Source organism: Clostridioides sp. ZZV14-6150, from assembly GCF_020657875.1.
Lineage (GTDB): Bacteria > Bacillota > Clostridia > Peptostreptococcales > Peptostreptococcaceae > Clostridioides.
In genome coordinates, this window is record NZ_JAGWDA010000012.1 from 74,364 (window position 1) to 93,363 (window position 19,000).

The window sequence follows — 19,000 nt, forward strand, 5'->3', positions numbered from 1 at the left end:
CGAAAGTATATTAATATATGTAGGGGTAATTAATACTACTACGAATAAATAAAATGTATAATAAAAGTCGAGGAGAGATTGAAAATGAGAAAAAATGAATATGTAAAATTATTTCAAGAGAAACTAAAAAGAGAAGGATTAGAATTAAAACAAAAAGAAGTAGATGTAGTATTAGAATTATTTAAAGAGCTAGTTGTAGATATATTTGAATCAGGCGAAGATACTATTATAAGTGGATTTCTAAAAATAGGAAAAAAAGAAATAGAAGAATGTGAAAGAGAGCATACATTACCAGAAAAAAAAGGAGAAACATATTATGTTCCAGCTAGTACTAGACCAACAGCTAAATTAACATCTTCTTTTGTAAAAGAACATATGATATTAAAATAGTTATAAACTAAATAAAATTCAAAATATAAAAAGATAAGTCTTAGTCGGGCTTATCATTGTGGAGATACAGGAGATTATTAATGGTTCGATTCCATTAATCTCCATCTTTTAAGCAAAAAGAAAGCACATGTCGTGAGATAGCAGTAAGTCTTTCTTTTTCTTTTTATTAAGAAAGAGAGGATGATACTATAGAAGAAATAAGTATAAAAGAAGTAAGTAAAATAATAGGTATGAGTGAAAATACAATATATAATAATTTTAAAAAATGTATTCCTAAATTAGAAAGAAATAATATTGCTTATAATGGAAAAGGTAAAAAAAGAAAATTTTATACAAAAGAAATAAAAGATAATGAATATATAGCATATGATATTTTTAAACAAATTGCTCATAATGTATGGAAATTTGATAGGCAAATAGATATAGATAAATTATTATATTATATGGCTATAATTTTAAGTATGCAGGATGTAAAAGGTAATATTAGTGTATTATCATCAAATAAGATTTCAAATATAGTAGGAATAGACAAAAGTACCATATCAAGATATAAAAATAAATTAATTAAAAATAATATCTTTATGCCTTCTAATCTATCTAAAACAGTTACATATGCTACATTTAAAGACGTAGATGTCTTAAGTATTAAAAGTGAATTAATACCACATAAAGAAAATTGTAAAAATAGAGTAAATCAAGATAAAGAATTAGATAATTTTAGATATCAGGTGAGACTGGTAGCAGATAAAAATATAAACTTTAAAAGAAAAGACAATATCATAGTTGATAATAGTTTGTATGAAGATTATCTAAATGCATGTAGAATTATAGCAAATACACCATTTTTAAAAGATAGAGAAAATTATAATAGAGTAGTAAATATGGTGAAACATAATAAACATGAATTAAATGTTACTCAAAAAGATAAATACATAGCATTTAATGAATTTACAAGAGAAATAGGATTGGTTAAATTATATCAAGTACATAAGACAGAATATAGAACCAATGTTATGAAAAATAAAGAGCTGTTAGATATAATCGTCAAAGCTTTTAGGTATAGAAATAGTGATAGCAATATCAATAATGAGCTAGTAAAATACGATTCATATTAAAAAATCCCACAGGTTACATACTTATATAAATATATATATCATTATGCAACCTGTGGGAAAAATTAAAGTAGCTTAATTTTATAAATACAATATTTAAATCACAAGGCTTTAGCCGTAGTGATAGCAAGGAACGTAAGTGACGCGGTAGCTATTACTAACGCCTTCACTTCGTTCAGTTGTTATCCTCAGCTAAAGCTTCGGATTTACTATTTGAATTTAATAATACATATGGGTTAAAAAGCCCCTTCATATGGTGACATATGATAGCAAACCTAGAATATGCTAAAAGTTAATACAATTAGCAGAGATAGCTCATTTTGAGAAGCTCTGGTGACTAATAATAGGCATCTTATAATATGAGATGATGATGTCACTAAAATATTAAACTACAACATGAAATTTGTGGGATAATTACTCACCATTTCAGAGCTGGAAGAAAGCACATGTCGTGAGATAGCAGTAAGTCTTTCTTTTTCTTTTAAATAAATACTAAAAGGGAGATTTGATAAAATGAATGGTGAAAAACTTATAGAAAATAAAGAATTAAGAGATAGAAATATAGATAGAGTAGATGTATTGGAACATGTTAAAGAGATATTAACTTTAGCGAATACAGATTTTAGTACAGTAGAACTTGTTTCTGATTATTATGAAGTAGATAGAGATACAATAAAAAAACTTATACAGAGAAATAGAATTGAATTAGAATTAGATGGTCTTAAGTTATATAAATATAATGATATAGCTGAAGTACTTGCAAATTCAGAAAAGGGACTGGATATCAAATTTAAAATTCCATCAAGAGGATTAATATTAATACCAAAAAGAGCCATACTTAAAATAGGTATGTTACTTAGAGACTCAGAGATAGCAAAAAAGGTAAGATATTTACTATCTCAAGAATTACCAGAATTATATTGTGAACTAATAAAAGAAAATCAGTTAAATTTTAAAAAGTATGAAGAGGAAATAGGCAATTATTTAGATTTTACATTTAAAAAAGAAAATGTGAAAAGACAAGTTAAATGTGGGAAGTATTATTTGGATTTCATTATATTTGACAGTATACATATAGAAGTTGATGAAAATAATCACAGTGGGTATGATAAAGCTAAAGAGCAAGAGAGAATGTATTATATACTAAATAATACTAAATATTGGACAATAAGATATAATCCACAAAAAGAAAAGCCATACGAATTAATGGCTAAAATATTTGAACTCTCAGAATGTACAGAAGTGGGTTTTAACTTAGATTGGGGATTAACATTAAATATTATGGACATAGTATAAAATTAAATGCATTTCTTGTAGAGTTATAGTCTTTTAATTTTTTTAACTATAACTCTACAAATACTAAAATTAGATGAAGAAATTTTAAATATGGAGAAGATAGCTAAAAGTTGGTTAGAGGAAAATAATATAGATTTTAAATTGGTAATATAATTTAAATTTGTTTTCAAAAGGAATATAGCTCAGATGGTTAGAGCGTCAGAATGTAGTTCTGGAGGTCGTGAGTTCGACTCTCATTATTCCTACCATTTTATACCATGATGCACTGACATATTATTTTAAATATTAAGATAAGAATCTGAAAATGTTGCGTGGCGAATGTACACGAGGTTGACGAGCAACATATAACTCGAAATAGATACGGTGAATGCCCTAGTATGCCTTAAAGGTGTAAGAATAAAGAAGTAGAATTTGAGGTAACAGATTCTACTTCTGCTTTTTAAAATTAGAGGAGTTTGTTGGTGTGCCTGGCCAATAAAAAACCAAAAACATGTTGAGGTGTTTGTCAGAAGAACCTGGCTAATAAAAAACTGAAGAAATTGTGAACAAATCAAGTAATCTTTTGAACTAAGTAATTTTTATGTAGATTTGTTTATAAAAAAAGCGGTGATGTTCTACCAAATAGTGGACAATTAAAAAAGATTCTTTAGTGTGAAAAACAGCCACGCTATCCGAGCTGTCGGAGTTTTAAAATACAGCACTTGACCATGGTCGAGGGTAGGGATACTCGACTTGCTGTTTATAATTTATAGAAATGTGGTGAAGGTCTGTGGACTACACCTAATGGATATGCATAAGTTTTTAGAAAGTTAAATCTTATGATGTATTTAGGAGTGTAACTTAATTGGTAAAGTAGCAGTCTCCAAAACTTTGCATTATACTATGAAGGTTCGAGTCTTTTGCTTTGCCAAATATGGAGAGGTACTCAAGTGGTAAAGAGGATAGTTTGCTAAACTATTAGGTCAATTAATTTGATACAAGGGTTCAAATCCCTTCCTCTCTTCCAATAAAAAGAATTCATTGTTTTAAATAATATTTTAATTAAAAGGGAGATGTTTTTATGGTTAAATATAATGTACACAAGGCTTTAGCAGAAAAGAAGTTATTAGAAGATAAGATAGATAGATGCATTAGTAATTTTAAAATTGTAGGTACTAAAAAAGGCTCTGATAAAAATGTATATGAAACGAAAACAAGTGTAGAAGATTTTAATGTAGAAGTTTCAAGTAAATACCAACAAATAGAAGATTTAATATATAATTATAACGCATTAGATAAAGCAATTAATATCTCTAATGCTATAACAAATGTTCAAATTGGTAATAAAAATTATACAGTTTTAGAAGCAATAAAAAGGAAGAATAGTATAGAATTAGATAAATCTTTATTGAGACAAATGGTTAGTAACTATGATTGTATGATGTCTGAAGTAAATCGTAGAAATGAAGAAGTGCAAAGAAATACAGACAGAATGTTTGAGGAAAAAGAAAAAAGTAAAGATGGAGCAGAACTTATTTCATTTTATAAAAAACAACAAGAATGGTCTTTAGTAGACCCTTTAAAAGTAAGAGAGAAAATAGAAAAGTTAAGGGATGAAATAGAAGAATTTGAAAAAGAAGTTGATTTTGCATTGAGTACATCAAATGCACTTACAATAATAGAAATAGATTTAAAATAGTCTTTAATTAGGCTATTTTTTAATTTGCAGGTTAGGCGAATAACATAAATTATAAGTTCCCATTGGTTTTGGGTTAAAAATCAAACAGCTTATATAAAAGAGATAAGTACATACAAACAGAACAATTGTACTGTATACAAGATGGATATAAAGCTTAAAGTTAAAAATTTAAATGTAAAATCTCAAGGATAAAAGATTAAATTATTAAAATAGTAAAAATAAAATAAAAAAGTTATAGAAAATCCTTGATAAATGCTAAATGCGTTAACTTATATTAGCTATTGTTGGCTACAAGGCTGCCTAATTTGCAAATAAATATATTCCCAGTAGAGTTAATCAAATTATAAAAAAAGGTGAGAGTACATGAAAAATAATAAAGGAACAGTATTAGAAAAATGTGAAATAATAAAACAAGAAAATAATACATATAAAATTATAGAACATTTGAAAGATGGAGACCATGAAGTATTACTTAGTGATGTTTTGGATAAGTATACTGGTGATACAGATTTAAACATAACGATAAGATTAAGTGAAACAATAGTCCAATAAATTAACATTGGGCTATTTATTTTTACTTAATATATCGATAATGATATTTATGTGATAAACAGGGAGATATTGAATATGGAAGACATATTGAAGAGAAAAGAAGATGAATCTTTGATTGATTACAGGTTTAGAATACGATTAGCAAAAGCTAATAAAGAGATAGATTTAGATTGGGGAGAAGTAGTTGAACTATTAGGGTTAGAATGCTCTCCAGACCATTGTAGAAAAGTTTCTTATGGTTTGAAAGAGGCTTTTGATTATTTTAATTCTAAAATACAGAATAATTCTACTCAAGAAGAGATTGATAAAATAAATGAGAAAATATTAGAGTTAAAAAAGATAAAAGTACAGCTATCTGATGAAAGGTCATTAGTAAATAAGAAAATAAGAGAATATTCAAGAATGGATAATATAATTGATTTATTTAATAATAAAATAGATGATATATCACTTCATAAGCCGTTTCTAAGTGATTCTAGTTATAAATGCTATGAATCTTCAAATCAAGAAGCTATTATGCTAATCTCAGACATACATTATGGATTAGAGACTATTAACGCATTTAATAGATATAATTCAGAAATATTCAAGATAAGGATACAATACTTAAAAGATAAAATTATTGAATATAGTAAGTTACATAGGGTTAAGAGACTACATGTAATGCTACTTGGAGATCTAATCTCTGGCCACATACATAATTCTATAAGATTAGAAAATAGAGAAAATATAGTTGAACAAATTATAGAAGTATCTGAAATACTTAGTGAATTTATATATGAACTATCTAAAGAAATTGATAAAATCATTGTTTATTCAGCAGGTGGAAACCATGATAGGATTCTTCCTAAAAAAGATGAAAATTTAGATAAAGATAATTTTAAACTATTAATAGATGAATATATAAAGCTAAGAATTAAAAATTTAGATAATGTAATATTTCAAGAAAATATATATGATAATGACATAATAGTAGCTAGAATATGTGGGAATACTTGTTTCGCAGTGCATGGAGATAAAGATAAAATGTCTACAGCAATTCCTAAATTAACCTCTCTTATAAAATTAATTCCTGATTATATCTTTATGGCTCATCTGCACAATTGTAAAGAAGATAGTTATGGAGAAAGTGAAATATGTGTAAATGGAAGTTTTTCTGGAACAGATACTTATGCTAAGAATCTAAGATTAAGTTCATATGCAATGCAGAAATTAATGATATTTAATGATGATGGAAGATTATGTACTTATAATATTAAGCTTAAATAGAGCTGATTATTAAAGGACTAATACGATAATATTCCATTATCATGATATGGTATTAGTCCTTTAATGGGGCTAAATTCAATCTCCCTTCTGAGGTCAGTTTCATGCTGACCTCTCTTTTTCATCTCAAAAGGAGAGTGATAGATTGGCTAGAAAAGGTAAGATTAAATGTTTTTGCTGTGGAGAAGAAAAGTCAGCAGCAAGAGATTTTTATAGTAGCTCTAGTAAATTACATAAGAGCTTAAGTACTTTTCCCATGTGTAAAAATTGTGTTGAAGAATTGTATGATGAATTAGTTTACAAGTATGATGGGGATAAAAAAATAGCAGCAAAGAGACTATTTATAATGTTAGATGTTTATTATGATGAAGACTTGTATAATACATGTGTCAACAAGGAAAACAAAGGAAAGTCTAAATGGTTAGGCGAGTATATGAAGACTAAAGCAAATGCTAGATATGTAAGTAAATCAAGCCTCGATAATATTAATTCAAACAATCCCATTGAAGACAATATTAATTCTAGTTCTGAATTAAATGAAGTGAAAATAAATAATGATATGGTTGAAAGATGGGGAGCAGGACTAAGAAAAGAAGACTATATGTTTTTAGAAAATAAATTTAATGAATTTTCTATTGCATATCAATGTAAAAGACCTGCTGAAAAAATGTTGTTAGAACAAATTTCTAAATGCTTACTAAAGAGTGATGAAGCACTAAGAAATGGTGATGCTACAGGGTTTGAGAAAATGAATACCTTAATATCAAAACTTATGAATGATGCAAATATAAAACCTATTCAAGAAGCAAGTTTAGCGGAAAATGAAACTATTACATGGGGTACATGGATTGATAAAATAGAGAATTACAGACCAATAGGAGAAGCTTCAGAACAATTTAAAGATGCAGATAAGATAAAAAAATATATTGATAATTGGTTTATAAAACAAATGAGAAAAGTATTTGATTTAGCTAGTGAGGATAATCCAAATGATGACCAAGACTAGAAGATTAAATAATAGTGAAATTAACTCAGACAAAGCTAAAGCCCTCGAAGAAGGAATAATTGAATGGACTCAATTTTATAGAGAGAATCCACATAGATTTTGTATTGATTATTTTGGACTTAATTTATATTTAGTTCAAATTATTCTTATATATATGTTTGACAAGGTTAATTATGCAATGCTTATATGTGCCAGAGGATTTGCAAAGAGCTGGATTGCTGCTGTATATGCATGTTGTAGAGCTGTTTTATATCCAAATTCTAAAATTGGTATAGCTGCATTTACTAAATCACAAGCAGAACTTATTATAAGAGAAAAGATAGAAAAAGAATTAGTAAAACAATCTCCTATGTTAGCTAGAGAGATTAAAAAGATAGAATATAATAATAAATTTTCTAAAGTAACATTTCACAATGGAAGCACTATAGAAGCTATAGTTTCAAATGAGCAATCAAGAGGTTTCCGTTTCAATATTCTTATTGTAGATGAGTTTAGATTGGTAAAAAAAGAAATACAAGATAGAATTCTTAAACCATTTCTAAATGTAAGTAGAAATTTGAAGTTTAAAAAAGATGGAAAATATGAAGATTACCCTCCAGAGCCTAATAAAGAATTATATTTAAGTAGTGCATGGTTTAGGATGCATGAAGCATATGATAAATTTAAATTGTATGTGAAAGATATGATAGATGGTAGAGATAAATTTGTACTTAATTGTAATTACGAACTTTCTCTTCATCATGGAATACTTGATAAGGAAAGAGCAGATGAAATGAAAAGAGAAATGGATGCTGTTTCTTGGATTATGGAGATGGAATCACTTTTCTTTGGAGAAAATGAAGATGCTATATTTAAATCATCTTATGTAAATCCATGTAGAACATTAAAAAATCCATTTTATCCTCCAACAGATTTGGAAGTATTATCTGCTAAAAACGGAAAAGTAAAATGTAATCTACAAAAAAGAAAAGGTGAACTAAGAATAATTTCTGCTGACATTGCTATTGCAGAAGGAGACAACAATGATAACTCAGTATATACATGCTGGAGGTTATTACCTGAGAAAGATTATTATGAAAGAATGGTAGTTCATATAGAATCTCATAATGGTATGAAGCCAGATAAACAAGCAATAAGATTAAAACAATTATTCTTTGATTTTGAAGCAGATTTCTTAGTTATAGATACTCAAGGAGTAGGACAAAGTGTTTTATCTGATTTACTTAGGGTTAATTATGATGATGCTAGAAATAAAGAATATAATGCATTTTCTCATGCTAATACAAATCATTTACATAATAATTTTATTACAAAAGAGAATTATCCAGTTATATTTGAGATTAAGGCATATGGACAAATAAATCATGATTGTATAATTGGGTTACTGGATGTATTTCTAAAAAATAGAATAAAGTTACCTATAAGCGATGTAGAAGCAAATGATATGTTAAGTAGTACAGCTGGATATGCAAAGAAAAATTATACAGACCAAGCGAGAATGATATTACCATATAAACAAACTACGCTACTTGTAAACGAATTAATTAACTTAGAAACTGTCAAAAATGATGGTCAAAAGTGGCTTAAAGTTAAAGAAAAGGGAAAAGCAAGGAAAGATAGATATTCTTCCTTAGCATATGGAAATTATCTAGCAAATTTACTAGATGGAGAATTAAAAAAGAGAAATAGTAAAGAAAATGGACAAATAATTTCATTCTGGTCAGGAGGTGGAAACCATAATAGAACTCAAAGGAGATAAAAAAGATTATACTTTAGACCAAATAAAATACTTAAATGAGCAACTAAGGCAAAGAAATTATGCAATGATAGAAAACACTATAAATCTATCAAATGAAATGTATAAGATAAGAAATATAAGTAGAGATCAAGTAAGAAAAGCTATGACAGACCCTTATAAAAATGTAGAATTATTACAAAAGGTGAGTCTTTTGCTTAAAGAAACGTCTGGTACATATAAAAGAATTCTAAATATGATTTCAACCATGAATACATTTGACCATTATATCATACCAACAAATATTTCTAAATTTAAAGATAAAGATGATTATATCAACTCTTTTTTTAAGTCAGCTACACTTCTAAAAAAATATCAACTTAAACATATTTGTCCTTGGATAACTGAAAAAGTATTAGAGCAAGGAGAAATATATCTATATAAAATTGAAGATTCAAAATGCATAATGATGCAACAAATACCACCCTCTTATTGTACAATAACATCTAAAATAAATGGAGTATTAAGGTATGGAATTGATTTACGAAAAATAAATAAAAAGACTTTATCGGCATTTCCAGTAGAAGTTCAAGAAGCATATAAAAAATTAAATGATGGAAGATTAAAAAAAGAAGACTTAATAGAAAATAAGTACTATGAATTAAGTGATAATGCTGTGGCATTTAATATAGATGTTGATTCGACAAAAGGAATACCATTTTTTAGCTTTTTATTTGATGATATTTTGGAACTTGAAGATATGAAAGATTTAAAGGGTTCTAACGCTATCATTGAAAGTATTAAGTTAATACATGGGAAAGTTCCTTATGGTAAAAATGATGAGCCATTAGTTGCTTTTGATTTATTAAGTGCTTACTACAATGATATAAAATCAAACTTACCAGCTGGTACATCTGTAGCAGTTACTCCACTAGATATGGAAGGAATTAATCTAAGTGATGGAAAATCAAAGATTAATGATTATGTTAAAGAAGCAAAAGAATTTATATTTGATAATGCTGGAATTAATACAGCACTTTTTAATTCAGATAAAATAAACACAGAATCAATTGCAGATGGTGTTATAGCAGATAGTTTAATACCTATGAGGATTCAAAATGAGATAGAAACATGGATAAATTATGAATTAAATAAAAAGAACTCATCTAAAGCATTTCAACTTTACTTTGTTGGTACAACTCATTTTAACCAATCTAAGATATCACAACAACTTAGAGAAAATATAAATAGTGTAGGAGATAGCAGATTAGTATATTTAGCCAGTACTGGAAAAGAGCCAATTGAAATTGCTAATTTATATAAGGCGGAACAATTAATGGAAATAGATGATTTATTGCCAGTCAAACAGGCTTCATATACATTGTCTAATGCAGGAAGGCCTACTAATGAAGATAAGGGTGATGGTAATACAAATGGAAATAAAGCAGATAGAAGAGATGAAAACAACTAATAAGAGATTTATTGTTGCATTAACAGAAGAAAAGAAAAAATATCTAATTAATAGAGGCTTTTGTTTTATTAATGAAAATAAATGTGGTGAAGAATCATTTTATTTATTTATAAATAAACCTGATGAGATACTTAATTTTAGTAAGGAAGACTTTAAAGATATAAGTTTTAGCAATGTAATGTTTATTTAAGGAGGTGAGACGTTGAAAGTAGTTAGTATTCCATGTGGATTTGAGACATTTTCTAATGAAGAAGATGACAGAAAATTAAATGTGAAATTAAAGATTTTACATGAAGGTAAAAATTTAAATAAAACTAAATTTGATTTATCAACTATAAATGATGCAGAGTCAACTTTATCAGATATACCAATACTTGGATATATAAAATATGATGAAGAAGAAAATGTGGTAGATTTTGATGAACATAATATGATAACTAAAGTTGTAAAGGATGATGATGGTTATTCTATAGAGTATAAATTCTTAGAAAGACCACTTGGAGTTATTCCAAATAATACAGAGATAACTTATACAGAAGAAGATGGAAAGACATATCTAAATTGTACAGGACTTATCTGGAAACACTATTCAAATTCAGCATATCAATTATTGACAGAGTCAAAATCAAAAAGTGTAAGTATGGAAATAGCAGTTGAAGATGGAGAGGTTGATAAGGCTGATGGATATTATAATATTAAAAAATTTAGTTTTTTAGGAATTACTATTTTAGGAGATGATGTTGCTCCTGGAATTGAAGGGGCATCTATAAATACATATAGTAATTTTTCAAAATATAAAAAAGCAATTTATGATATTTGCAAAGAAATGTATTCGTTTAAAGGAAAGGAGGAAGATATATTGAGTACAAACAAAAACTATGGACTATCAACAGAAAATATAAGAATTTCTATTAATAGTCAATTAAAAAATAAGATGGTTGAGGTTGAAGACCCTTACTGGGGAGGTAAATACACAACTAGAGAATATTATTTAAGAACTATTCTACCTGAAGAAAAAATAGCTATATTAGAAGATAATATAAATTGTTGTAACTATTATGGTATACCATATTCTATGGATGGTGATGATGTTGTTTTAGATTATGAAAACAAACAATCATACATAGAAGAATGGAGAGAGAAAAAAGAAGGAGAAGTTATAGAAACTTTTTCTAAAGATGATACTTTAAAAGAATTAGTACTTGAAAAGTTTAGTGAAAAAGAAACTGAGATAAAAAATCTAACTGAAGAGTTGGAAGGTTTAAGAAAGTTCAAGGCTGACAAAGAAATGGAAGAATATAAAGTAGAAGTTTCTAGTGTTATCTCAGAATTTAGTTCGTTAACAGAAGATGAAGTTAATACTTTTAAAGAATCTGCTATAAATAAAGATATATCTTTAGAGGATTTAAGAAAAGAATTAAGTTTACTTGATTATGCTAAGTTAAAAGAAAACACAAAGAAATTTAGTAAAAAAGATGAGAAAGAAGAAGACACAAACGAGGCAAAAATAAATTATTCATCTACATTGGATGATGAGAATAAAAATACAAAATCATATGAACAAATATTAAGAAAACACTCAAATAAGTAGTGTTTATTTTTTGTAAAAAAATAGAAAAGGAGATATAAAAATGGCAGATAAAGCGATATTAAATTGTGATATAGATAAATATCCAGATGTTGTAACAGCAAAAAATGGAAGTGATGTACTAGAAAATGGTGCGATAGTTGCATTAGGCGGTTTAGTCGATTCAGAGCTAGGAAACGATTGTTATAAAATAGAAAAATTAACAGAAGGATGCAAATTTGGAATTTTAGACAGTGTTGCACTTCAATATGATGAAAGATTAGATGAAAGAGATTATGAATTAAAAGCAAGTGAAATAGATAGAGTTAGATTACCTCATAAGGGATTATGTATAACTTTAGCTAAAAAACATTTTGATGGTGTGATAGCTGTTGGTGATGAATTAGAACTTAAAGCTGATTCATATCAATTAACAAAGAAAACTACTGGAACAGTAGTTGCAAGAGTTGAAGAATTATATGACTTCAACGGACAAGATTCAGTATATGTGTCTTTTATCTAATAACAAATAGTAGAACTGGAAACAGTTCTTTTTTTTATGCAAAAAATGACTAATGAAAGGTGGAAAAAAGGATGGCTATAGATATAATAGCATTAAAAGATTTATCAAATGATATATTAAATGGAAAAGTAAAAAATTATGCTCAGTGTGAAGACGCATTAAGAAAAGAAATAATAGATATATGTGGAGGTAAATGGGGACAATATACGTTCTTTGAACATAAATATAAGATATTCCAAATACTATCTGAAACAATAACTGATAAAGTAAATAGATTGACTGAAGAGGCATTTTCAGACTTTTGTGATGTGGAAAACTTTGATTTAGGTAATAAAAAAGAATTTACAGTTAAAAATACTGACTTATTAAGAATTGCAAATATAGCTGAAGGTAAAAATAGTACAAGAAGACAAAGACTATTAGAGAAAAAAGTTCCCACATCTGCATTTAAACTAGCTATAGCTATATATGAAGAGTTTGATAGATTTATAGCTGGAAGAATAGATTGGTCTGAAATGGTAGACAGAGTATCTTCTACATTCCAACATCATATAGCAGAAGCAATAGCATCTACTATGGAAGGGGCTTACACATCTGTACATACTAATTTAAAGACTAGTGCTGCTTATTCAGATAAGGACTTAAAGAAAATAGTTAATAAAGTAAAGGGTGCTACTGGACAATCTGTAGCTATATATGGGACTCCAGAAGCAGTAGGGAATATAGAAGGTGTTGGAGCTGATTTAGATAAAGATGACAAGAGAAACTTTGGATATGTTAAAAACTTCAGTGGAACACCTGTAATAGAATTACCTAACTATTATGATGCTGAAAGGGATAAATGGGCATTAAGTAATAATATTTTATATGTTATTCCAAATGATGAGAAGATAATCAAACTAGGATTTGAAGGCGACACATTAATAATAGAAAATACTGATGGAACAGTTAGAGATGACCAACAAATAGAAATGTTCATGTCAAGAAAAATGCATTTAGGAGTTGTCGTAGCATCTAAATTTGGTATGTACAAAATACAATAACATTACAACTAGAAGGGAGATTAAAAATGGCTGGGAAACCAAAAAAAGAAGTTCTAAGTGAAACTGAACAAAATAATGAAGGACAAAATAATGAAGTTGAAATACTACAAAAAAAGAATTCAAAAAAGAGTTATAAGCAGTTGAGAAATGAGTTAAGAAAACTTAAAGATGAAATAGAAGTTGAAATAATGAACTTAGATACTGGTACTGTTCTTTATAGAGACAGAGATGAAAGACTAATATTTGAAATGAATAAAGCTGGAGAAAAAACATTTATATTATTGTCTGATTTATATGAAATATCAAATAAATATAGAGGATATTTTGAAAACTATCTTATAACTATAGTTGATGTTGATAGTGATGATTATACTGTTGAAGATATATTAGAATATTTGAACTTAAAAGATGTATATGAGTATTTAGATGAATATGACTTAGACTATGTAAATCATATATTATTAAAATTAGATAATGATAAGTTTGTTAATCTGGTAGAAAAGGCTAACTATGGTTTAATAGAGTGTTTAGGTTCAAGGGTAATCGAATTATATAAAAAAGGTAAATTTGATTCTCACTACAAAGAACATTTAATAGCTACTAGACTGGGTTTACAAAGCTTATTTGAGGATTAGGGTGGTGTTATACATCACCTATTTTATAAAAGAGTGGTGATGATATGGCTACGCCAGTAAAAGATATATATAAACAATTTCTTTCTCTAATAAATGATGAAGAGATGTTGTTACTTGAAGAAGAAATAATTGAGGAAATGATGTATTCATATCTTCAAAAAGCTACATTTGATTTTTACGAATGTAGAAAAGATTTATCTATAATAGGACAAGAAGAATCATGTATTACAATTCCAATAAATCAATTAGAATATGTTGTTAATCAAATTAATAAAAATTATGATATTTATTTAATTGGTAAATCTACAAATAAAGAATATGAAATAAATAAAGATTATACTATAGAGTTTAGAGAAGAAGACTGCATAATAACCTTTGAAACAGAAACAGAGGAAGAAATTTTATTTAAAAGTAAATATCTAGGAGAAATAATTTCAGACCTTCAGTTAGATGAAATAATTATATTAGCTTATGGAATGATGATTTGGTGGCTTCAACCTAAGATTCTTAGAGAAGAAAACTTAAAACAGATGTTAACGGACTCAGATTACAATACTAAATCTGGTGCTAATATGTTAGCAAAACTTTGTTCATTAGAAATTCAAATCAGAGAGCAACTTGCCAAATATAAGACGAGATATTCATATAAGGGCTTTAAAGGTTGGGATAAAATTGAGTAGTTATATTAGTAATTATAAAAAAAGAATTGGACTAGGATGTTCAACTCCTAAAGAAAAAAGAATCTTGCAACTGAAACTAAGTTTTAAGAAATATCTAAAAGAAACACCAACCTGTATTGAAGTACCAATAACTGATATAGATGAAGTTTGTATAACAGAAGATACTAAAAGAGATATAGTTGCAATTAATGATATAACCAATAATGATAAAAGAGCTTTAGATGAAAAAAATCTATTAGTTGAATCTGATTTAAATGTTGATGTAGGCTGTTATCTTTTTTTTGATAATTGTTATTGGTTAACCATATTTAAGGAACATAAAGAAATGGATACATATAAGCATTTCATAATTAAGAGATGTAATCAGATATTTAATTATAAATATGCAGGTCAGATGTACAAAATTCCTATAGCTGTTGAAAATTTAACTTTATATTCTGATGGTATGGCTGATAATAAATATACTTCTATCTCAGATACGAAAAGACAGCTTTATTTTGGAAGTAATCATATAACTAAAACTATAGATATTGATACTAGAATAATGCTTACTAGTAAAACAGTATTTAGAGTTACTAGTATTAATGACTTCGAGTATAATGGCAGAGAAACAGGGTCAGATGGTCTTATTAAAGCTATCTGTTTACAAGATGCCTTGATTTCAAAAGATGATACAATAAATAATGTTGCATGGAATGATTTATCTGAAAATGATAGTGTAATTATTCCTTTTAGTAAAATTATGGGTGAAGAAATAATAAACTTAGGTGAAGAAAATGAGTACATAATAAACCATTCTCAAGGAGTTGAATGGCTCTTAGACAAGCAATACGGATATTGTAATATAATTAATCAAGATGAGAAATCATGTGTCATACAGGCTAATACATTAGCTAAGTATTCTGGCTTAGAAGTATTGCTATTAGCTAAAGACAAAGAAATTAATGAAATAATAGATACTAAAAAAATAATATTAAGGGGGTAGATATATGAGTTTATATGGATTTCCCTAACAAGTTAATTTCAAATATAGGAACAACTCTAATGTCAAATCAAGACTTCGCTAAATTTATGATTTATAATAACGAATCAAAAAAAGATATTTTATCCATGCCTGATATAAAAAACCCAGTTAAAGAGCTTAAAAACAAGAAGGTATTTCTAAATAGAAGAGTAGAAAAAGTATTAAAAGAAGCAGATATTTCAGTCTTTATAATAATGGCAGAGTATAGACCATGTACTACTGGAAGTAGAGAAATTAAAAAAACAAAGATAGAAATTGGTGTTGTTTGTCATGATGAATGCCAAAATACAGCAAATGGCTTAAGAGATGTTGCATTAGTGTGTTGCATAGTTGATATTATAACTCAAAATGAGGAAATAGCTGGTATAGGTAAGATTAAGTTAGAAAATGTATATCAAATGTATAATTTAAGTACAGATTATAATGGATTTGTTATAACTGTATCGGCTGAAAGTTTTGGTGATATGTAATTATGCTAGAAAATTATTATATAACAGGGCTTCCTATTAAACTGGGTGACACATTGGGAACTATATATCAACCTACTGTTGAAGAGCTTATTAAACTAGATATGGCCAATCTGGAAATAGTAAACCCATTTATAATTCTTGAGAAAACTTATTCTAAGCTCTGTAATGAAGAATCATTTGACTTGAAATGTAAATATGATGCAATTCCTATTTTAGATTTAATGATGTTGACATCAAAAAAAGATTCTTTAGAACCAATTAATTTAATTAGTGAGCAAATAAAAAAATCATTGTCTATTTTATATAAAGCTGATATTAAAAATATTGAGTATATGAATGATATTAAAATAGGAATTTTAATTAAATTTGATGATAAAAAAGATAATGCTTTTATAAGTAGAGAGGATTTTGGCTTAGTATCAGATTTAATTTTAGAGATGTTTTGTATTGATAAAAAAAGTATACTTAAAGATGATGAGGATAAATGGGTTGAAAATACTGGTTCTGACAGAGAAAGAAAGTTAATTGAGCATTTCAAAGAGAAGGAAAGAAAAAAGAGAGAAAAAGAAGCATATCATCTGTGTGATTATATGAATGTAGTCCAAAATATAGATGGATATGTACCAATAGGTGAAGTATTAAAAATGACTTATTGGCAATTGATTAATGCTTATAAGACTAAGATACAATTTAAGAATTATGATGAAAACTTAGGCTATGCATGGTCTTTTAAGTATCAAGTTGATGCAAATAAGATGAAACATTGGTCTAAAGAAATAAAGATACAAACTAGCACTGTTAAATGACAGTGTTGTTTTTATGCAAAAAATGAGAGGATGATAAAATAATGAGATTTGCGATAAAAGATGCAAGTAATATAATAGTAAAAAATAGAGTAAGTGGAGAGCCATTATTCTATACAGCAGATTTAAATGCTTTTAACTTTAAATTAGATTCAGAAAGTGTATATGCAAAAGCTAAAGGTGCAAATACAATAGCGTTTGATGGAGCAATAACAGCAAGTTTAGCACTTGAACAAGAGGTAATACAAATGCCACAACTGGCAATGCTATTAGCTTCTGACATGGTTGAAGAATCTGCTAAAGTTGGAAAAAGAAAAGTATTAACATCTGATAGTACTAAGAAGGTAACCTTAGAAAATGTAAAACCAGTTGCTAGTAGTATATCTGTTTATAGTGTTGAGAAAGATGGTATATCATTAGTTAAGAAGTTACAGTTTACTTCAGCGGTAACAGGTTCAAATACAGAACTGACAATATCTACTGCTGATTTTAATGCAGGAGATAAGGTAGCAATATTTTACTTAGATGAATTACCAAAGGCAAAAGTAATAAAGATTAAAGAAGAATCTACAGCTCCAAACTATAGAGTTGAGGCTGATGTATTAGTTAAAACTGCTGATGGAGAATTTATGGTTTTATACTTAACTATTCCAAATGCTAAAGCACAAAGAAGTATAGAGTTAAATCTTACTGCTGAAAATCCATCTGGATTTAATATGACATTAGATATACTACCAGATGAAAATAAAGAATATGCTACATTTGCATTTGTTGGAAATGAAAATGTTAGTCAAGCTAAAATGGCTTCTATGCTTGGAGCAGAATTAGTGGACGAACAAGAACCTAAATCTAAAAAATAGTGTAATTCCCTACTCTTAATTGAGTAGGGGTTATTTTTTTACGTTTAAATATAATTTTAATCGGATTTAAACGTAAAAAAATGAAAGAAGGTGATAAATTGGTATTTTTAGATGATAAGTTTTTATTTGACAACATATCAAGTGAATCCATGAATATTAAACTTGTTACACTAGGCGATGATGAAATATTAAATGAATATGGTTTGCCTTATGAAGAAGCAATTAAATCTGATAATACTTTTAACAAAAATCCTTGTTACTCAGAGGATGAAACTACTATTGAACCCATAACACTACAATTCTGTCTATGTAGTGAACATGGAGAGGCTTATGAATGGGATGACTATACGCTAGAAAACATATGTAATTGGTTCTGGCAGAGAGAATTTAAACCATTTATATCCTTTGATAATATAGAAGAAATCTATTATCTTAAAGCAAGAAAGATAATAAAGAAGTACGATAAATCAAAACGAGGAATCCTAGAAATAGAGTTTCAGCCATACACAAATTATGCTTATAAGAACTTTCAAAAAGTGATAACTGTCAAGGATACAAGGGAAATTAAACTAAACAATACATCAAATGTAGATGAAGAATATTCTCCAGTTATAGATGTTGAATGTCTTGAAGAAGGAGATATAACTATTAGAAATTCTACTATAAGTGATAATGAAGAAGATAGTTTAGTTATAACTGGATTGAAATTAAACGAAAAAATAACAATAGATAATTTGTACTATACTGTTTTAAACGACAGTGGAGAGAGTAGATTTAATATTGTTAATAGAAAGTGGATTAGGTTAAGAAGAGGTGTAAATATATTGAAGTTTACTGGAAACTGTAAAGTTTCTATTAAGTGTAAATATCCAATAATAAAATAAGGGAG

General features: G+C 27.5%; 20 protein-coding genes and 2 tRNA genes. All 22 read left to right on the forward strand.

The genetic code is table 11. The annotated features are described in order from the left end of the window. Window positions 1-84 precede the first annotated feature (84 nt). The 22 genes from KGF41_RS14415 to KGF41_RS14520 all read left to right on the forward strand — a co-directional run bounded on the left by KGF41_RS14415 (window position 85) and on the right by KGF41_RS14520 (window position 18,995). Window positions 85-390 carry an HU family DNA-binding protein gene (locus KGF41_RS14415; RefSeq protein WP_227856859.1) on the forward strand — a complete coding sequence of 102 codons (306 nt, stop codon included), beginning with the start codon at window positions 85-87 and terminating at the stop codon, window positions 388-390. A 230-nt stretch (window positions 391-620) separates the two neighbouring features. Beyond that, window positions 621-1,505, forward strand: coding sequence for a hypothetical protein (locus KGF41_RS14420; RefSeq protein WP_227856860.1), 885 nt, complete (start codon window positions 621-623; stop codon window positions 1,503-1,505). Between the two features lie 510 nt (window positions 1,506-2,015). Beyond that, the gene (locus tag KGF41_RS14425) at window positions 2,016-2,798 is read left to right on the forward strand and encodes a hypothetical protein (RefSeq protein WP_227856861.1); all 783 of its coding nucleotides are present in this window, start codon (window positions 2,016-2,018) and stop codon (window positions 2,796-2,798) included. Between the two features lie 171 nt (window positions 2,799-2,969). Further along, a tRNA-Tyr gene (locus tag KGF41_RS14430) sits at window positions 2,970-3,046 on the forward strand. A gap of 667 nt (window positions 3,047-3,713) precedes the next feature. Continuing rightward, window positions 3,714-3,804, forward strand: a tRNA-Ser gene (locus KGF41_RS14435). Window positions 3,805-3,858: 54 nt separating this feature from the next. Continuing rightward, on the forward strand, window positions 3,859-4,476 hold the full coding sequence (locus KGF41_RS14440) for a hypothetical protein (protein ID WP_227821695.1): 618 nt from the start codon (window positions 3,859-3,861) through the stop codon (window positions 4,474-4,476). A gap of 363 nt (window positions 4,477-4,839) precedes the next feature. Next, entirely contained in the window at window positions 4,840-5,028 is a 189-nt protein-coding gene (locus KGF41_RS14445; protein ID WP_009894806.1) for a hypothetical protein, read from the forward strand. Between the two features lie 75 nt (window positions 5,029-5,103). Further along, complete coding sequence (locus KGF41_RS14450) at window positions 5,104-6,297, forward strand: hypothetical protein (protein ID WP_227856862.1); 1,194 nt, start codon at window positions 5,104-5,106, stop codon at window positions 6,295-6,297. Between the two features lie 142 nt (window positions 6,298-6,439). Further along, on the forward strand, window positions 6,440-7,300 hold the full coding sequence (locus KGF41_RS14455) for a hypothetical protein (protein ID WP_227856863.1): 861 nt from the start codon (window positions 6,440-6,442) through the stop codon (window positions 7,298-7,300). Beyond that, a complete protein-coding gene (locus tag KGF41_RS14460) occupies window positions 7,284-9,059 on the forward strand; it encodes a terminase large subunit (protein WP_227856864.1) in 1,776 nt (591 codons plus the stop codon). The genes KGF41_RS14455 and KGF41_RS14460 overlap by 17 nt, the downstream gene beginning before the upstream one ends. Then, window positions 9,028-10,506: a hypothetical protein gene (locus KGF41_RS14465; protein WP_227856865.1), complete on the forward strand. Its 1,479-nt coding sequence runs from the start codon at window positions 9,028-9,030 to the stop codon at window positions 10,504-10,506. The genes KGF41_RS14460 and KGF41_RS14465 overlap by 32 nt, the downstream gene beginning before the upstream one ends. Next, complete coding sequence (locus KGF41_RS14470) at window positions 10,469-10,696, forward strand: hypothetical protein (protein ID WP_227856866.1); 228 nt, start codon at window positions 10,469-10,471, stop codon at window positions 10,694-10,696. The genes KGF41_RS14465 and KGF41_RS14470 overlap by 38 nt, the downstream gene beginning before the upstream one ends. 12 nt (window positions 10,697-10,708) lie before the next feature. Then, window positions 10,709-12,097 carry a hypothetical protein gene (locus tag KGF41_RS14475; protein WP_227856867.1) on the forward strand — a complete coding sequence of 463 codons (1,389 nt, stop codon included), beginning with the start codon at window positions 10,709-10,711 and terminating at the stop codon, window positions 12,095-12,097. Between the two features lie 40 nt (window positions 12,098-12,137). Next, complete coding sequence (locus KGF41_RS14480; protein WP_227856868.1) at window positions 12,138-12,596, forward strand: hypothetical protein; 459 nt, start codon at window positions 12,138-12,140, stop codon at window positions 12,594-12,596. A 71-nt stretch (window positions 12,597-12,667) separates the two neighbouring features. Further along, complete coding sequence (locus tag KGF41_RS14485) at window positions 12,668-13,639, forward strand: hypothetical protein (protein WP_227856869.1); 972 nt, start codon at window positions 12,668-12,670, stop codon at window positions 13,637-13,639. A gap of 26 nt (window positions 13,640-13,665) precedes the next feature. Next, entirely contained in the window at window positions 13,666-14,274 is a 609-nt protein-coding gene (locus KGF41_RS14490) for a hypothetical protein (RefSeq protein ID WP_227856870.1), read from the forward strand. Between the two features lie 44 nt (window positions 14,275-14,318). Continuing rightward, the gene (locus tag KGF41_RS14495; RefSeq protein ID WP_227856871.1) at window positions 14,319-14,954 is read left to right on the forward strand and encodes a hypothetical protein; all 636 of its coding nucleotides are present in this window, start codon (window positions 14,319-14,321) and stop codon (window positions 14,952-14,954) included. Further along, on the forward strand, window positions 14,947-15,939 hold the full coding sequence (locus KGF41_RS14500) for a hypothetical protein (protein ID WP_227856872.1): 993 nt from the start codon (window positions 14,947-14,949) through the stop codon (window positions 15,937-15,939). The genes KGF41_RS14495 and KGF41_RS14500 overlap by 8 nt, the downstream gene beginning before the upstream one ends. Window positions 15,940-15,953: 14 nt before the next feature. Next, window positions 15,954-16,448: a hypothetical protein gene (locus tag KGF41_RS14505; protein ID WP_227856873.1), complete on the forward strand. Its 495-nt coding sequence runs from the start codon at window positions 15,954-15,956 to the stop codon at window positions 16,446-16,448. Between the two features lie 2 nt (window positions 16,449-16,450). After that, the gene (locus KGF41_RS14510) at window positions 16,451-17,254 is read left to right on the forward strand and encodes a hypothetical protein (RefSeq protein WP_227856874.1); all 804 of its coding nucleotides are present in this window, start codon (window positions 16,451-16,453) and stop codon (window positions 17,252-17,254) included. A gap of 41 nt (window positions 17,255-17,295) precedes the next feature. Continuing rightward, window positions 17,296-18,111 (forward strand): hypothetical protein, encoded by an 816-nt coding sequence (locus KGF41_RS14515; RefSeq protein ID WP_227856875.1) that lies wholly within the window; start codon window positions 17,296-17,298, stop codon window positions 18,109-18,111. Window positions 18,112-18,191: 80 nt separating this feature from the next. Continuing rightward, window positions 18,192-18,995 (forward strand): phage tail domain-containing protein, encoded by an 804-nt coding sequence (locus KGF41_RS14520; protein ID WP_227856876.1) that lies wholly within the window; start codon window positions 18,192-18,194, stop codon window positions 18,993-18,995. Window positions 18,996-19,000: the final 5 nt, after the last annotated feature.

Excerpts from the sequence above, each read along its gene's own strand:
- KGF41_RS14415 (WP_227856859.1), top strand. The coding sequence starts at position 85 with ATGAGAAAAAATGAATATGTAAAATTATTTCAAGAGAAACTAAAAAGA.
- KGF41_RS14420 (WP_227856860.1), top strand. The coding sequence starts at position 621 with ATGAGTGAAAATACAATATATAATAATTTTAAAAAATGTATTCCTAAA.
- KGF41_RS14425 (WP_227856861.1), top strand. The coding sequence starts at position 2,016 with ATGAATGGTGAAAAACTTATAGAAAATAAAGAATTAAGAGATAGAAAT.
- KGF41_RS14440 (WP_227821695.1), top strand. The coding sequence starts at position 3,859 with ATGGTTAAATATAATGTACACAAGGCTTTAGCAGAAAAGAAGTTATTA.
- KGF41_RS14445 (WP_009894806.1), top strand. The coding sequence starts at position 4,840 with ATGAAAAATAATAAAGGAACAGTATTAGAAAAATGTGAAATAATAAAA.
- KGF41_RS14450 (WP_227856862.1), top strand. The coding sequence starts at position 5,104 with ATGGAAGACATATTGAAGAGAAAAGAAGATGAATCTTTGATTGATTAC.
- KGF41_RS14460 (WP_227856864.1), top strand. The coding sequence starts at position 7,284 with ATGATGACCAAGACTAGAAGATTAAATAATAGTGAAATTAACTCAGAC.
- KGF41_RS14470 (WP_227856866.1), top strand. The coding sequence starts at position 10,469 with ATGGAAATAAAGCAGATAGAAGAGATGAAAACAACTAATAAGAGATTT.
- KGF41_RS14480 (WP_227856868.1), top strand. The coding sequence starts at position 12,138 with ATGGCAGATAAAGCGATATTAAATTGTGATATAGATAAATATCCAGAT.
- KGF41_RS14485 (WP_227856869.1), top strand. The coding sequence starts at position 12,668 with ATGGCTATAGATATAATAGCATTAAAAGATTTATCAAATGATATATTA.
- KGF41_RS14490 (WP_227856870.1), top strand. The coding sequence starts at position 13,666 with ATGGCTGGGAAACCAAAAAAAGAAGTTCTAAGTGAAACTGAACAAAAT.
- KGF41_RS14495 (WP_227856871.1), top strand. The coding sequence starts at position 14,319 with ATGGCTACGCCAGTAAAAGATATATATAAACAATTTCTTTCTCTAATA.
- KGF41_RS14505 (WP_227856873.1), top strand. The coding sequence starts at position 15,954 with ATGGATTTCCCTAACAAGTTAATTTCAAATATAGGAACAACTCTAATG.
- KGF41_RS14510 (WP_227856874.1), top strand. The coding sequence starts at position 16,451 with ATGCTAGAAAATTATTATATAACAGGGCTTCCTATTAAACTGGGTGAC.
- KGF41_RS14515 (WP_227856875.1), top strand. The coding sequence starts at position 17,296 with ATGAGATTTGCGATAAAAGATGCAAGTAATATAATAGTAAAAAATAGA.
- KGF41_RS14520 (WP_227856876.1), top strand. The coding sequence starts at position 18,192 with ATGAAAGAAGGTGATAAATTGGTATTTTTAGATGATAAGTTTTTATTT.